We start from the raw sequence: 14021 nt of genomic DNA on the forward strand, positions 1-14021 counted from the left end.
CTATTTTTCTTTAAGATTTTTAATTTCTGATAAATCGACTGTATTTAATTTCTTAAACAGTACGATAATAATAGCCAGTGCTACGACAGACTCTGCTGCTGCTACCGTTATAATCAGCATACTGAACAATTGTCCGTTCAGATTCGGATCAAGTTGTCCAAAGGCAACCAGATTTATGTTTGCTGCATTAAAGATTAACTCAATACCCATCAGCACATATAAAATATTGCGGCGTGTGAATACGATAGCCGAGCCGATGCTGAACAATAAAATGGAAACAGCGATATAATAATCAATCGGTATCATTTCGTTTCTGATTTAGTTTTTTCCAATACATTGCTCGCTACCCAGCCTGCCCCAACCAACACAACTAACAGGAAGATTGCGACAACTTCAAAGACAACAATATGCTCTGTGATCCATAAATAACCGGTATATTTGGTAATGCCTTTTTCATCATACGGAGATGTGTGCAGCTGCGGATACTTGAAGGAAAGGTCGGATAATAAGAACAGCAAGCCCACAGCAAGTACAACTACTGTTACAATGGAAAGCAGTATATGTTTCTTTTCAAAATACGATTCCGGGTCGCGGTAGGTGTATAAAACACCAAACAATAATAAGATCAAGACACCACCCACATATACTACTAATTGTACAACAGCTAACAGATCAGAACCCGCAATCACAAACAGAGCAGCAACGCCCAGCAAGCTAGACATCAATGCAATGGCTGCATACACTACATTACGTGTAAAAAGTATTACCAAAGCGGAACTGAGTAATTGTATAGCGAAGAAAAAGAAAACGATTTCGATCATTGTCATGCGTTTGTTTCTCCTCCTTCCTCAGTTTTTTTAGGAATAATGGGTTTCATGACGGGCTTCATGATTGGTTTAGGCATGGCTGCAGGCTTAGCTTCTTCTGCCGGAGCGTCTGATTGATCTGAAGCTGGAAGATCCATTGCCGGACTTGCCGTTTGCTGTGTAGATTCCGGTGCAGGTTCCTTTGGTATCAAGGGCTTCATGACCGGTTTCATTATTGGCTTTGGCTTAGCCGCTGGTTGTAGGTGTTGCGCCGGTGCTGCCGTCTGCTCAGAAGCAGGAACGTCAGTTGCCGGATTTACTGCCTGTTCTTCAGATTCCGCTACAGGGGCCTTTGGTATCACAGGCTTCATGACCGGTTTTACCTGTGGCTTCGGTGTACCTGCTTCGGTAGAAGCTGCTGGCTCATCTGCTGGTTTAGTTTCTGAAGTTTCTTCTGATGAAGTTTCCGTAATAGATTTCTTCGCTGGTATTACAACCTTTGGCTTAAACACGGGCTTCGGTACTGCCGGTTTTTCAGCTGCTGTATCTGAAGATGCTGATGCTTCTTCCGCCTTTGCAGGTGTTGTGTTTTCTGCCGCTGCATCAACTGCTGCTTTCTTTACCGCCGGTATCGCTACCTTTGGTTTGAATGCCGGTTTCGGTGCAGCTGTTGCTGTATCTGTGGTTGCTTCGCCTGCTTCAGGCACCGGTTTTGCAGCCGCTGCTTTTTTCGCTTTTTCTTCTGCAACCAATACTTCCATTTCTTCTTTCTTCAACACACCTTCCGCAGGACTTAATTCTGCAAAGTGATAGACCATGTTACGCACATCGTATTCACTGAAGTCGTATGTCTTGGTCATGGTTAAACATTCGGTCGGACAAACCGTTGTGCATAACCCACAGAAGCAGCACTTCGCCATGTCGATGTCAAACGTAGCTGCATAGATCCGCTTCGTACTGCCGTCGGATGTTTTACCGATTTCAACCGGAGATTTTATAGGCTCTATTTCTATGCAGTTCACCGGACAAACTTTTGCGCACAGATCGCATACAATACAGTCGTCTACTTCGTTATGCAAACGGTACCGTCCGTTATCCGGCACGGGAATGGATTCGTGCGGATACAGATTTGTTACAATACCATCTTTGTGTGTGAAATAATCCGCATCCATAACGCCAACCTGCGGCTTACGCTTCACGCCTATGGAAACAAAAAAGTGTTTCAGCGTCAGACGCAATCCGATTGCCATCGATTGAACCGATACAATAAATAAGCGAATATTTGAAATACGTCTAGCCATTTATATTTTCATCCATACTACCCACACGCCGCTTACGATTACTAAGAACAGCGACAGCGGCAATAATATTTTCCAGCATAAATTCATTAACTGATCTACCCGCAGACGCGGATACGTCCAGCGCATCACCAACTGCAGGAATACAACCGTAATTCCTTTTGAGATCAGCCAGAACAATCCCCAGGCGTAACCTGCTATAGTGCCCGGTGTCCCGCTTGTCCAATCAGCGAAATGTAAACTGCCTATATTTGGCAAGGCGGTGTTCCAGCTACCAAAGAATAATACCACACCTAAGAATGCTACGAGTAACATCATGGCATATTCTGCTAAGAATAAAATGGCAAAACGGAAACCGGTATACTCCGTATGAAAACCGGATACCAATTCTGATTCTCCTTCCGGTATGTCAAAGGGTGCACGGTTGCATTCTGCTAATGATGCAATAAAGAAAACGACATAGGCCAATAACAGGAACGGATACTTAAATGCATTCCAGCTTACAAAACCGCCGATCTTGTTTACATCAATTCCCAGGGATGTTATTCCAAATAAGGAAGTATTCAATTCCTGTTTGTTTACAAAATAAATACCCTGCTGAAAACTGATTTCCTGTAAGTCCAGCGTCTGGCAAATCAATACAACGGCAAGAATACTTAAGGTTAATGGAATTTCGTAAGAGATTACCTGGGCAATGGCACGGAACGCGCCAAGGATGGAGAACTTATTGTTTGATGCCCAACCGGCTAAGAATATTCCTACAACGTCTAAGGAAACAATGGTGATCATGAAAAATACGCCAACGTCTGCTTTTGAACCGATCAGATCGGGTGCAAATGGAAGTGTTGCGAAACCGGCAAAGATGGCGGTGAAAATTAATACAGGAGCTAAACGGAATAAAAAACGGTTTGCGCCTGTTGCGATGATGTCTTCTTTCTGAAGCAGTTTTATCAGATCGGCAATTGTTTGTAACATGCCATACGGACCAACTTCCATCGGGCCCAGACGATCCTGAATAAATGCCGCAACTTTCCGTTCTGCCCAAACCACAAATACGGCATATAGAAGAATCAGCGTCAATACAAATAGCACTACAAACATGCTACGAATTTAAGAACAAAAGCGGGGAAACCCTAGGGGAAAATCCCAAATCACAAAAAACAAATTCCAAGCAAAAAGCGGGTTAAATACTGCATTTCAGACACAAAGAATGCGCTACCAAAATTAAGGTATTGTTTGTATTGAAATGGGTGTTAAAGTTGAAATTTTATTTTAGGTTTTGGGTGGAAGGCAGAATGTTGTTTAAGCCTAATGCGAAGAGATTAAGGCTAAACGCTCGTTTCACGTTTCTTGGGGCGATACCTCTTTCATACTTTCATCTTCTTGGGGCGATGCCCCAAGTTATACTATGTCAGACTTTCAGTCTGATTGTTTTTTCATATACAACTGTACCTTATGAATTGGAATGTTGAGGTTAAGATGAGGTGATGGTTAGAGAGCGGATTATCCCGGGAGTTATAACATGCCGCGGCGGCGGATATAGCATAAATCAAGTATATAATATCAGATGCACCGCTCCAAATGAGGTTTTTTTGATATTTTAATTTTAGTAATAGCAATAAGTACCTAATTGAGAATCTTCAATACTATTTTTTACGTATAGAACAAAAGCAAATCACAACAAAATTTAGTATCTTTATTTATGGCAACTTCAATAAAACAAAAACTTCATACATTGATTGACACTATAGATAACGAATCTTTACTGACTCAGGTGTATGAACTTATATATAAAAAAAGTTCTTCTAAAGAGGGCGATTTATGGAATAAATTAACTTCTCAGCAACAACAGGAAGTATTGCTAAGTCTGGAAGAAAGCAACGATACAAACAATTTAATCTCTAACGACGACGTTAAAAAATCACATAAAAAATGGCTCTGAAAATTTTTTGGACTAAAAGAGCTTTAGCCAATTTTGATAAAATACTTGAATATTTAGAAGAAGATTTCGGAGAAATTCCAACCAAAGCATTTGCAATCAAGGTCCATAATTTTTTAGATAACCTTAAAGACTTCCCTGAACTTGGAACACTTCAACATAGCGATAAGCAAATCCGAGGATTTGTAATCGTAAAACAAGTAACTATTTTTTATAAAGTATACGATGATCATGTTCGTATACTGAATCTATTTAATAATAGACAAGATTCAAAGAAGAAGTAAACCCTTAGCTCTATCATTCTTTGGGCAATGCCCAAAGTTGTAATATTGCAGACTTTCAGTCTGAGTTGTCTTTTCATAGACAACTGTATCTTATGTAATTGAGATGGCAAGGTCAAGATGAGATGATGGTTAGAGATCGGATTATCCCTGAAGGATAACATATCGGTAGTAAAAAACACCGATATGAAAATTACACAAGGAGCTCCGAAGGAGCATTAAATAATTTTGACTATTGGATAACCTAATTATATATTTTGAATAAAACTCAGTTAATTCCTTTCATTTTTATACAACCTTTTATACAATAAATTATTAATACCGCATATGCCTTTCTCAACTTTATAAAAAACCAAAGTAAAGCTCATCATATATATAAATGTAAGAATCATATAAGTAATATTATAGGCTATTTCCCAAGTCTTTGGTATTAAGATATTGAGATGAATAATTGAATATTTCATTGCCGAAGCCAATAAAAAAATAATCGCACTGTGCAAAAACCCTTCACCACAATTTGAAATTTTTTCTAACATTATAGATTCTTTTTCTTTATCAAGATTTCTTGCCCATGAAAAACAAACAGATGCTATACCTATAAAAATGGCAAAGCCATAATTAGTTAGGTTAGTTGTATCTTCTTTTAAATTTTTGAAATTAAAAACAACAATAGTAGCCCCTAAAATGCCAAATAATAGATTAGGAAGAACAACTAAAAAATTTTATCCATATCATCATAAAATACGTATCTAATTCCAACGCCTATTTTTACAAATATTTTTTTTGTTAGAAAAAATATTGTACGTATTAATTTTTTAAAAGCCATTTTATTTCTATAATTAAAACCAACGACTACTCCCACAGCGGATAACGCTCCAGATGCACTTCCTGCCGGAAGAATAAGCGCGTCGATTCTGCAAATGATTGTGTATAATCCGACACATAAAATTTATGCTGCACGTCTGCATCGGTATTCAATAAATTAGTATCCGCTAAATAATCCTTCACCGCTGCGGCCACAATATCCGAGCTGTCGATCACGTCTACACTGCCTTTGTACAGATTATTGATCTGCTCTTTGATCAACGGATAATGCGTACAACCTAGGATCAGTGACTCAATTCCGTCCAGAGACTTATCCTGCAGGTAATTTAAAATGATGCTTTCGGAAATGGCGTTGTTAAAATAACCTTCTTCGATCATGGGTGCCAGCAACGGCGTTGCGAGTGCTTTGAGTGTAATCTCTTTATTCAGCTTATCAATTTTACGCTGATACACATTTGAGCTTACTGTTTTTTTCGTACCGATCAATCCTACTTTTCCTTTCGGATATTTGGCACCTACATACCGCACAATCGGATCAATAACATTAATTACTTTTGCTCTGCTGCCTGCATATTCTTTCACCAGCTGATACGCCGCCGATGACGCGGAGTTACAGGCGATCAGAATCACTTTACAATGCTGCTGCAGCAGCATATCGGTAATTTTTACCGCATACGATTGGATCGCAGCGGTTGATTTATCACCGTATGGAAAATGCGCGGTATCACCAAAATATATAATACTTTCATTGGGTAATAATTGATTCACGGCATACGCAACAGTTAAGCCGCCAATGCCGCTGTCAAATATACCGATGGGTCTTTGTGCGTCTGTCATTTCTTTGTGTTTACAGCATTCATGGCGCGCTCCACGCCTATGGTAGCAAAACCTGTTACCGCATCTTTTGCTCTTTTAAGAACGTCCGGCATTTCTTTTTGTTCCTCTGCAGAAAAAGGAGCAAGTACATAATCCACCTGCTGTCCTTTAGCAAAATCGCTGCCTACGCCCATACGCAAACGCGTATAGTTTGCAGAAGCAAGTGTCTGTTCAATGTGCGACAAACCATTATGGCCGCCGCTCGATCCTTTCATCCGCATACGAAGTGTACCAAACGGCAACGCCAGATCATCTGTGATAACCAGAATATTTTCGAGCGCGATTTTTTCTTCCTGCATCCAGTACTGAACGGCTTTCCCGCTCAGGTTCATATACGTTGTAGGTTTTACTAAAATCAACGTGCGGCCTTTTACTTTTACCTCGGCAATGTGTGCATGGCGTTTCAAGTCAAACGTAACGCCTTTTTCCTGTGCAAGATCATCCAGCACCATAAACCCAATGTTGTGGCGGGTTTCATGATATTCCGATCCGATATTTCCCAATCCGATAATCAGGTATTTCATATGTAACTAGTAGTATTCGCTGTAAAGGTAAGAAAGAATGTTTTAAGTATTATGTTTTAGGTTTTAAGAATCGCGGAAGGCTAAAAGCTTAATGCCTAAAGCTAAAAGATGTCTGAAGCAACATCGCTAAATTATAATGATTCAAACAAACGAAAAATCCAACAATCCTTTAAATCTAATCAATCCTAATCAAAAAAAAGAAGACCACACTTTTCAGCATGGCCTTCTTCAATATGAACAGGGAAACTAATTATTACTTTTTAGCAGCTGCTGCTTCTTCTTGTTTCAACGATCTTGGAATCGTAACCGTGCAAACAGGAATAGACTTAGCATTTAAAATTGTGTAGTTGTTTGTTTTGATATCACCAACTTTTACAGATTTAGCTAATTCTAACTGAGAAATATCAGCAAGGATAACATCCGGAAGATCTTTAGGGAACGCTTTTACTTGTAACGTAGCTACTTTCTGAACCAGTTTCCCCCCTTTGATAACACCTGGAGAAGTTCCTTCAAATTTAACCGGGATATTCATTTTCACTTGTTTCTTATCATCAAGTAATAAGAAATCTACGTGAAGCAACATTTCATTGATCGGGTGGAATTGAACTTCCTGAACAACACATTTATATTGTTTACCTTCTAAATTCAACAATACGGTACAAGCTACGCCTGTGTAAATAATATCGCGGAACAAAAACATTGGTACGTGGAAATGTAATTGTGATTCGCCACCATAAAGCACACATGGTACGTTTGAATCAAGACGAAGGTCTTTTGATCCTTTTTTACCGAGATTTGCTCTGCTATACCCTATAATCTCTACTTGTTTCATAATTGTTTTGTTTTATATGTATTAAAGAAATAATGAACTAACGGATTCGTTCTGCTGGATCTGATAAATTGCTTTAGCAAATAAATCAGCAACGGTAAGAACTTTAATTTTTGATGTTTCTTTGCGAAGCGGGATTGTATCTGTAACCAACATTTCTGTTAACACGGAATTTTCAATGTTTTCGTATGCTGAACCAGATAAGATCGGGTGCGTACAGATTGCACGTACACTCTTCGCACCTTTATTCATGATTACTTCAGCAGCACGTGTAATGGTACCGCCTGTATCAATCAAATCATCAACTAAAATCACATCGGCACCTTCAACATTACCAATCAATTGCATCGAAGCAATTTCATTGGCACGTTCACGGTGTTTGTCACACACTACGAATTCAGCTTTTAAATGCTTTGCAAATTCACGCGCACGTTTCACACCACCAACATCCGGTGAAGCGATGATTAATTTATCGGATTGAATGCTTCTTAAGTAAGGAATAAAGATTGCCGCGCCGTCCAGGTGATCTACCGGAAAATCGAAAAAGCCCTGGATCTGGCCTGCGTGTAAATCGCATGTCATTAAACGGTCAACACCAGCAGCTGAAAGCAGATTCGCAACTAATTTAGCTGCAATCGGTACTCTTGGCTTGTCTTTGCGATCCTGGCGCGCATAACCGAAATACGGAATAATGGCTGCTACTTCTGCTGCAGATGCTCTGCGTGCCGCATCAACCATTAACATCAATTCCATTAAATTATCTGCATTCGGGAAAGTAGACTGGATAATATACACATCTTTTCCACGAACAGATTCATCAAAACTAACATAGATCTCACCGTCGCTGAAACGTTTTATTGTTCTATGGCCTAGTGGCTCTCCATACGCTGCAGCAATTTTCTCTGCCAGGTAGTGGGAGTTAGTTCCAGAAAATAATTTAAGGGATGACATACCTTTTAGGGTTTGGTATAAAACTAAAACGATTTAACCCCATTCATTAGGATTAAATCGTCTTTTATGTTGTTGTCCGACCAGGTTTCGAACCTGGACTCTTCTGAACCAAAATCAGACGTGTTGCCAGTTACACCATCGGACAATCTGAATGACAAATAACGTGTTTATTTGTCATTTCGGAGTGCAAATATAAGGGAAAACTCATTTTTAGCAAAACCCTGACCCATCTTTTTTTAGTTTTTATTTAAAATTCCATAAAAAGATGTACACATTTTACTCAAGATCCTTATAATAAGGAAGTTTCAGGTTAAAACGAATGTGTTAACTTTTTTCTCTATGCGTAGAGTTAGCTAAAGCGCTCTACCGATAGAATATGTCCGTTTCAAGAATTTAAATCCAATAGGGATCAAACATCTCTAGAAAAGCTAAAATAACAAATAGAAAATTGGTACGAGTCCCATCGGGACGACATATTTATATAATTATCCGTCGTACCTTAACAGAGCTCCGTGCATGGAGATTTTACGGTGAGTTTTCTGCAGTATGTTACTCCTAACGGAGTAATGCCCATAAAGATGAAGTGCTTTACATAAATGATTTTCTCTATCCAAAGAGTTTATCCCGCAGAGTTAGCGAAGCGGCCTACCGATAAAATTAAGGTGCTTTATACAAATAAGTCGTCGGAACACTGTAAAAAGTGGTCCGACGACTATGAAAATAGAAACGGAAACGTTACAGATAAACCTAAATTTTATTTTCCACGGATACTGCGTTCAATTTCGGCCCATTCTTCCTTACTCACCACATCCAGGCCGTTAAACTCCCCTGCACCTTTCAGCCATTCTCCCCCATCAATCGTTACAACTTCTCCAGTCATATAAGCCGAATATTCAGAAAGTAAATAGGACGATAGATTGGCGAGTTCTTCGTGTTTACCAAAACGTTTTAAGGGAATACGGTTGCCAGGCTCAAATAATTCTGCAATCTGTCCGGGGAACAAACGGCTCCAGGCTCCTTCTGTAGGAAACGGTCCGGGTGCAATGGCATTAAAGCGGATGCTGTATTTCGCCCATTCCACCGCCAGTGACCTGGTTAATGCAATTACCCCAGCTTTTGCGCATGCTGAAGGTACCACATATCCAGAGCCCGTAGTGGCATACGTAGTAACAATGCTTAATACCGTTGCCGGAATCTGATTATCTATCCAGTATTTTCCAAACGTAAGCACACAATTGTATGTTCCTTTTAAAACAATATCAACAACAACATCAAATGCTTTTGGTGAAAGATTTTCTGTCGGGCTTACAAAATTTCCCGCAGCGTTGTTCAGCAAGGCATCTACACGGCCAAAACGGGCAACAGACTTTTGCAGCAATTCTTCTACCTGCCTGTAGTCCCGTACATCACAGGCAACTGCCAATACACTGCCGCCGGTTAAGGTTTCGAGTTCTTTCGCTGCTGCTTCCAATACCTCTAATTTTCTGCTCGTAATAACAACATTTGCACCCAGCTGCAACAGCATTTGTGCCATGCTTTTTCCCAGGCCTGTTCCGCCGCCCGTAACAACGACAACTTTATTTTTAAATGCTTCTGCCTGAAGCATAGGTTTGAATAAATTTAATTCCATACTTTATAAAAGTTAATGTCTAAAAAACATGTGGTCGAAATAATAAATATGTATTTTTACAATATACCGTACTGTAAATATATATACATACTCTTTCTACATTATTTTGTTCAACAACTAATTTACTATATCCGTGCAAATGAAAAAAACAGGTTTATTACGTATAGCAATCGGGGTATTCATGGTCGCAGCAGTATTATCCATGCATTCATGTATTGTTTCAAAAAAGAAATATGAAGCGTTAAACAAAAGGACATCCGCGTTAGAAGCAGATAAAGCAGCCTGTGAAGAGAATTTTAAAAATTTAGTGCTTGAACATACCGCATTAAAAAAACGCTACGATAGTCTGTTAGCCATAAGCAATCAATTGTTGCAGGATACTACTGATTTAAACGCCGCACTTCGTAAAACACAGGCAAATTATGAAGCCTTAAATAATACGTACGAACGGTTATTATCTACACATAATAAAATTATTAATTACAACGCTTCTGAATTAGAAAAATTAAATAAAAGCTTAGCAAAACGTGAGCTGGAAGTTGGTAAACTACAGGCTGATCTCAGCGAGCGTGAACGCAGAGTAAATGAACTGGAAAAAATTATTGCAGACAAAGAACGTGCTGTAAATGAGCTGCGCAATAAAGTAACTTCAGCCTTGTTGAATTATAAAGATAAAGACCTTACAATACAGGTAAAAGACGGTAAAGTTTATGTATCCTTAGCAGAGCAGTTATTATTCAAATCAGGTTCTACAGATGTGGATCCTAAAGGTGTTGAAGCATTAAAAAAATTAGCTGCTGTATTAAAAGAACAGCAGGATATTACAATCATGGTTGAAGGCCATACAGATGATGTACCGGTTTCTAAAGGTACAAATGGTATTAAAGATAACTGGGATTTAAGTGTATTACGTGCTACTTCTATCACGCGTATTTTAACGGGAGCAGGCGTTGATCCCATCCATGTGGTACCTGCAGGTCACGGCGAATTTATTCCGGTTGCAACAGCTAAAACAGCTGAAGCCAGAAGTCAGAACAGACGTACAGAAATTATTCTTACGCCTAATCTGAATGAATTATATAAACTACTGGAAACAACTAAATAAATTCATACGTTACAATTCGTCGTTCGCCGCAGCGAACACAAAAAGTGTTCTGCCGAATAACGTTCATTCATAATTTATCATTCATAATTATTAAACATATGTTAGATCAACTTATTCAGACAGCAAAAGAACAATTGGCCCCGCAATTAGAAAAAATCGGCGTTAAACAGGATCAGCTGGGCAGCGTATTTAATGTTGCACAGGAATCTGTTACGGATGGTTTAAAATCAGAAGTTGCAGGCGGCGGACTGGATTCTATCTTCAGCATGTTCAATGGACAAGGCGGGACGGGCCAATCGAGTTCTATCGTTTCTTCGTTATCCAATGGATTTGTTTCTTCGTTGATTTCAAAACTTGGTTTTGATCAATCTATGGCAACAAAAATCTCGGCGCTTGTAATACCATTTATCATGGAAAAATTTGCAGGCTCTGAAAGCGGATCTGCTGCTTCTCCAAATGACTTAGCAGATAAATTAGGTTTCGGCGATATTTCAGGTACACTTGGAAACCTGTTGGGCGGTAAAGATAAAGGCGGAGATTTACTCGGCGGTATCGGGAATTTATTCTAAAAAATAATTCAATAATCTAATTTTAAAGTCTGAATAGGAAACTATTCAGACTTTTTTATTTACAGAGCACATGGATTACTTATATTTGATCTTTATAACCATACTTTATGAGTAACTCGAATATTAATTTAATGGATGAAATTACAAAATTAAAAACGTTCTGGATTAACAGTACATTAAAAGCTAAGCTGTCAATGATTTTTTTGCTTGCGATGTACGTACTACCGATTATTTCAAATATCCTCCTTGCAACCTTATTGGTAACCTATATTGATTACATACAACAACTGGATTATATCACGCTTATTTACTGGGGCATCTTAATATTTTTCACCTCTACCTTTTCCATTATATCCACAACCCTGTTATCCGTAGCCTGTGGTTATTTATTCGGCTGGATTGCTTTTCCTGTCTTGTTAACCATGTTTACAGTCAGTTCGCTGATCGGTTATTTTCTGGGAAATGTGTTTGATCAACAAACAATTATGAGCTGGATCGGAGCTAATGAAGTGGTTTATAATTTCATTGAAAAGTTGAAAAAACGCATGAATTTTATGGTTTTTGTAATGCGTGTTACTCCTGTACTGCCTTTCACGGTAACAAATGTGCTGTGTTCTTATTTATCCATACCACTAAAAAATTATATAGGAATGAGTATTGTAGGCATTAGTGCACGTCTGGCTGTAGCTGTTTATACCGGAACACAAATAAGCTCTATTGTTAATATGGAAGCCGATCCGATATATAGATATCAGAAAATCGGACTGTTTATTGTATCACTGGCACTATTCGGAATATTGTATTACCTGGTCATGAAAGAAAAGGATAAAGCGCTGGATGCATAGTTATTAATCCATATTCACTAAATTTGAACACCATATATTAACTTATACTTCACTATGAAAAAACTTTTATTTCTCTTCTCTCTTCTCATAGCAAGTACCTATACTGTTTTCGGGCAATCTGAAGGTAGTGTTGTTTCGGCAACTGCGCGGGCAGGTGTTGCAACTACATTTGTTACGGATTATCAAAGTATCGGTATTAACCCGGCTAACCTGGGCCTTCGTTCTAAATATGAAACCAAACACGTTACTTTTGGTTTCCTGGAAACGAACGCTGCTTTTTTTGCAAAAGGGGTTACCTCAAAGCAAATGAAAGATTTGGTTTTCGATGGCGGTCAACAGACTCCAAACATACAATCCTACGCTGCAAATCTTTTTGCTAACAACAACATCTCTTCCAATGTAGATATTATGCTGCTGGGTATTGCTTTTCAATATGACAAACTGGGAGGTCTTGCATTCAGTGTAAACGATGTTATGCGCGGCAACGGTAACTTATCGCAGAATTTTACGGATTTTACGTTCTCCGGTGCTTTGGCTACTCAATACTTTGATCAGTTGCGTTTAAAAAACGGAGCAATTGTTCCCAATGATCCAAATCAATATGGCTCCTATCAAGCTGTAGGCATTGATGCAGGTCTTTCTTCACAAGGGGTGTCTCTTGGGCGTGTATTTCAGGGAACAGATGTAAAAGCGCATTATTACAGAACATTTAATGCTGCTTATGGCAGAGAAATTTTCAGAAACGATGTATTCAATGTAAGTGCCGGGGTAGGCTTAAAATACGTGATGGGTTACTACTACATGGATATTCAATCCAAAGACGGCCTGTTAAAAGGTAATGTAGCGGATAATCCGATTTTATCAGGACTTTCTGAGAACTTCAATGTTCCCAACCAGGACAATGGCTGGAACTTTTTAAGTCCGCAGGGTAATGGTTTTGGTTTTGATATTGGCGGTACAGCAGAGATTTATGAAAAAGTTAAAGTTGGTATCTCTTTGGTAAATGTGGGTGGTATTAAATACACAAACAATACGTATGAAGTTAAAGATACAACGGTGTATGAATTGAAATACGATTCTTTTACAGCAGATGCATTTAATGAAACTGTTTTCTGGACAGAAGGGAAATCATTTACGGCTAAGCTTCCTACAACCTTACGTTTTGGTGGCAGCATAGCGTTATTTGAAAAAAGACTTGAAGTAGGCGGTGACATTATTGTTCCGTTAAATAAAGCCGCAGGTAATATTAACAAAGCGAGCTTTGCTGTAGGCGGTGATTTCTACCTGAAAAGATGGATCAAATTTTCTTCCGGTGCATCTATCGGCGGCAACTATGCAAACTCCCTTGATGGGTATTCTACGCACGTTTGTGTACCATTAGGCTTCACCTTGATTGCAGGTGAAAACGGCGGCTGGGAATTTAGCATGGCTACAAGAGATATTGTGAGTCTGATTGATATGAAAGGCAAAAGCCCGTTATATTCTGCCGGAATTTGTATGTTCCGGTTCAGAGTGTAAAATTAGAGTACGGAGTATATAGTAC

Annotated in this window: 15 protein-coding genes and 1 tRNA gene; 6 read left to right on the forward strand and 10 right to left on the reverse strand. The window is 38.9% G+C overall.

The annotated features are described in order from the left end of the window. From nuoK to CHU_RS12745, 4 genes are read right to left on the reverse strand one after another with little or no spacing between them, the layout of a single operon-like run. Nucleotides 1-306 (reverse strand): NADH-quinone oxidoreductase subunit NuoK, encoded by a 306-nt coding sequence (gene nuoK, locus CHU_RS12730; RefSeq protein WP_011585979.1) that lies wholly within the window; start codon nt 304-306, stop codon nt 1-3. After that, the gene (locus CHU_RS12735; RefSeq protein ID WP_011585980.1) at nt 303-821 is read right to left on the reverse strand and encodes an NADH-quinone oxidoreductase subunit J family protein; all 519 of its coding nucleotides are present in this window, start codon (nt 819-821) and stop codon (nt 303-305) included. The genes nuoK and CHU_RS12735 overlap by 4 nt, the downstream gene beginning before the upstream one ends. A gap of 2 nt (nt 822-823) precedes the next feature. Further along, on the reverse strand, nt 824-2107 hold the full coding sequence (locus CHU_RS12740) for a 4Fe-4S binding protein (RefSeq protein WP_011585981.1): 1284 nt from the start codon (nt 2105-2107) through the stop codon (nt 824-826). Continuing rightward, nucleotides 2108-3205, reverse strand: a complete 1098-nt coding sequence (locus CHU_RS12745) for a complex I subunit 1/NuoH family protein (protein ID WP_011585982.1) — start codon at nt 3203-3205, stop codon at nt 2108-2110. It lies immediately after the preceding gene. A gap of 601 nt (nt 3206-3806) precedes the next feature. Between CHU_RS12745 and CHU_RS12750 the strand changes: the two genes are divergently transcribed. After that, nucleotides 3807-4046, forward strand: a complete 240-nt coding sequence (locus CHU_RS12750) for a hypothetical protein (protein WP_011585983.1) — start codon at nt 3807-3809, stop codon at nt 4044-4046. Continuing rightward, nucleotides 4037-4327 carry a type II toxin-antitoxin system RelE/ParE family toxin gene (locus tag CHU_RS12755; RefSeq protein WP_011585984.1) on the forward strand — a complete coding sequence of 97 codons (291 nt, stop codon included), beginning with the start codon at nt 4037-4039 and terminating at the stop codon, nt 4325-4327. Before CHU_RS12750 ends, CHU_RS12755 begins: the two co-directional genes overlap by 10 nt. A gap of 849 nt (nt 4328-5176) precedes the next feature. Here CHU_RS12755 and murI read toward each other — a convergent pair. The 6 genes from murI to CHU_RS12790 form a co-directional block, all read right to left on the reverse strand. Further along, nucleotides 5177-5986 carry a glutamate racemase gene (gene murI / locus CHU_RS12765; protein ID WP_011585986.1) on the reverse strand — a complete coding sequence of 270 codons (810 nt, stop codon included), beginning with the start codon at nt 5984-5986 and terminating at the stop codon, nt 5177-5179. After that, on the reverse strand, nt 5983-6549 hold the full coding sequence (pth, locus tag CHU_RS12770; RefSeq protein ID WP_011585987.1) for an aminoacyl-tRNA hydrolase: 567 nt from the start codon (nt 6547-6549) through the stop codon (nt 5983-5985). The genes murI and pth overlap by 4 nt, the downstream gene beginning before the upstream one ends. A 253-nt stretch (nt 6550-6802) precedes the next feature. Then, nucleotides 6803-7381: a 50S ribosomal protein L25/general stress protein Ctc gene (locus CHU_RS12775; RefSeq protein ID WP_011585988.1), complete on the reverse strand. Its 579-nt coding sequence runs from the start codon at nt 7379-7381 to the stop codon at nt 6803-6805. 21 nt (nt 7382-7402) lie between these two features. Next, a complete protein-coding gene (locus tag CHU_RS12780) occupies nt 7403-8329 on the reverse strand; it encodes a ribose-phosphate pyrophosphokinase (protein WP_011585989.1) in 927 nt (308 codons plus the stop codon). Nucleotides 8330-8401: 72 nt separating this feature from the next. Continuing rightward, nucleotides 8402-8474, reverse strand: a tRNA-Gln gene (locus CHU_RS12785). 609 nt (nt 8475-9083) lie between these two features. Then, a complete protein-coding gene (locus CHU_RS12790; RefSeq protein WP_011585990.1) occupies nt 9084-9959 on the reverse strand; it encodes an SDR family oxidoreductase in 876 nt (291 codons plus the stop codon). Nucleotides 9960-10092: 133 nt separating this feature from the next. Here CHU_RS12790 and CHU_RS12795 point away from each other — a divergent pair, with 133 nt between their 5' ends. The 4 genes from CHU_RS12795 (at nt 10093) to CHU_RS12810 (ending at nt 13996) form a co-directional block, all read left to right on the forward strand. Then, complete coding sequence (locus CHU_RS12795; RefSeq protein ID WP_011585991.1) at nt 10093-11064, forward strand: OmpA family protein; 972 nt, start codon at nt 10093-10095, stop codon at nt 11062-11064. Between the two features lie 98 nt (nt 11065-11162). Continuing rightward, entirely contained in the window at nt 11163-11633 is a 471-nt protein-coding gene (locus tag CHU_RS12800; protein ID WP_049755568.1) for a hypothetical protein, read from the forward strand. Between the two features lie 107 nt (nt 11634-11740). Continuing rightward, the gene (locus CHU_RS12805; protein WP_011585993.1) at nt 11741-12478 is read left to right on the forward strand and encodes a TVP38/TMEM64 family protein; all 738 of its coding nucleotides are present in this window, start codon (nt 11741-11743) and stop codon (nt 12476-12478) included. A gap of 54 nt (nt 12479-12532) precedes the next feature. Next, the gene (locus tag CHU_RS12810) at nt 12533-13996 is read left to right on the forward strand and encodes a DUF5723 family protein (protein WP_011585994.1); all 1464 of its coding nucleotides are present in this window, start codon (nt 12533-12535) and stop codon (nt 13994-13996) included. Nucleotides 13997-14021 lie beyond the last annotated feature (25 nt).

Origin of the sequence: Cytophaga hutchinsonii ATCC 33406 (assembly GCF_000014145.1) — a bacterium.
Taxonomy (GTDB): Bacteria; Bacteroidota; Bacteroidia; order Cytophagales; family Cytophagaceae; genus Cytophaga; species Cytophaga hutchinsonii.

Coding starts and splice junctions, on each gene's coding strand:
- CHU_RS12735 (WP_011585980.1), bottom strand. CDS start 821: ATGATCGAAATCGTTTTCTTTTTCTTCGCTATACAATTACTCAGTTCC.
- CHU_RS12745 (WP_011585982.1), bottom strand. CDS start 3,205: ATGTTTGTAGTGCTATTTGTATTGACGCTGATTCTTCTATATGCCGTA.
- CHU_RS12775 (WP_011585988.1), bottom strand. CDS start 7,381: ATGAAACAAGTAGAGATTATAGGGTATAGCAGAGCAAATCTCGGTAAA.
- CHU_RS12755 (WP_011585984.1), top strand. CDS start 4,037: ATGGCTCTGAAAATTTTTTGGACTAAAAGAGCTTTAGCCAATTTTGAT.
- nuoK (WP_011585979.1), bottom strand. CDS start 306: ATGATACCGATTGATTATTATATCGCTGTTTCCATTTTATTGTTCAGC.
- CHU_RS12740 (WP_011585981.1), bottom strand. CDS start 2,107: ATGGCTAGACGTATTTCAAATATTCGCTTATTTATTGTATCGGTTCAA.
- CHU_RS12750 (WP_011585983.1), top strand. CDS start 3,807: ATGGCAACTTCAATAAAACAAAAACTTCATACATTGATTGACACTATA.
- murI (WP_011585986.1), bottom strand. CDS start 5,986: ATGACAGACGCACAAAGACCCATCGGTATATTTGACAGCGGCATTGGC.
- CHU_RS12800 (WP_049755568.1), top strand. CDS start 11,163: ATGTTAGATCAACTTATTCAGACAGCAAAAGAACAATTGGCCCCGCAA.
- CHU_RS12810 (WP_011585994.1), top strand. CDS start 12,533: ATGAAAAAACTTTTATTTCTCTTCTCTCTTCTCATAGCAAGTACCTAT.
- CHU_RS12805 (WP_011585993.1), top strand. CDS start 11,741: ATGAGTAACTCGAATATTAATTTAATGGATGAAATTACAAAATTAAAA.
- pth (WP_011585987.1), bottom strand. CDS start 6,549: ATGAAATACCTGATTATCGGATTGGGAAATATCGGATCGGAATATCAT.
- CHU_RS12780 (WP_011585989.1), bottom strand. CDS start 8,329: ATGTCATCCCTTAAATTATTTTCTGGAACTAACTCCCACTACCTGGCA.
- CHU_RS12790 (WP_011585990.1), bottom strand. CDS start 9,959: ATGGAATTAAATTTATTCAAACCTATGCTTCAGGCAGAAGCATTTAAA.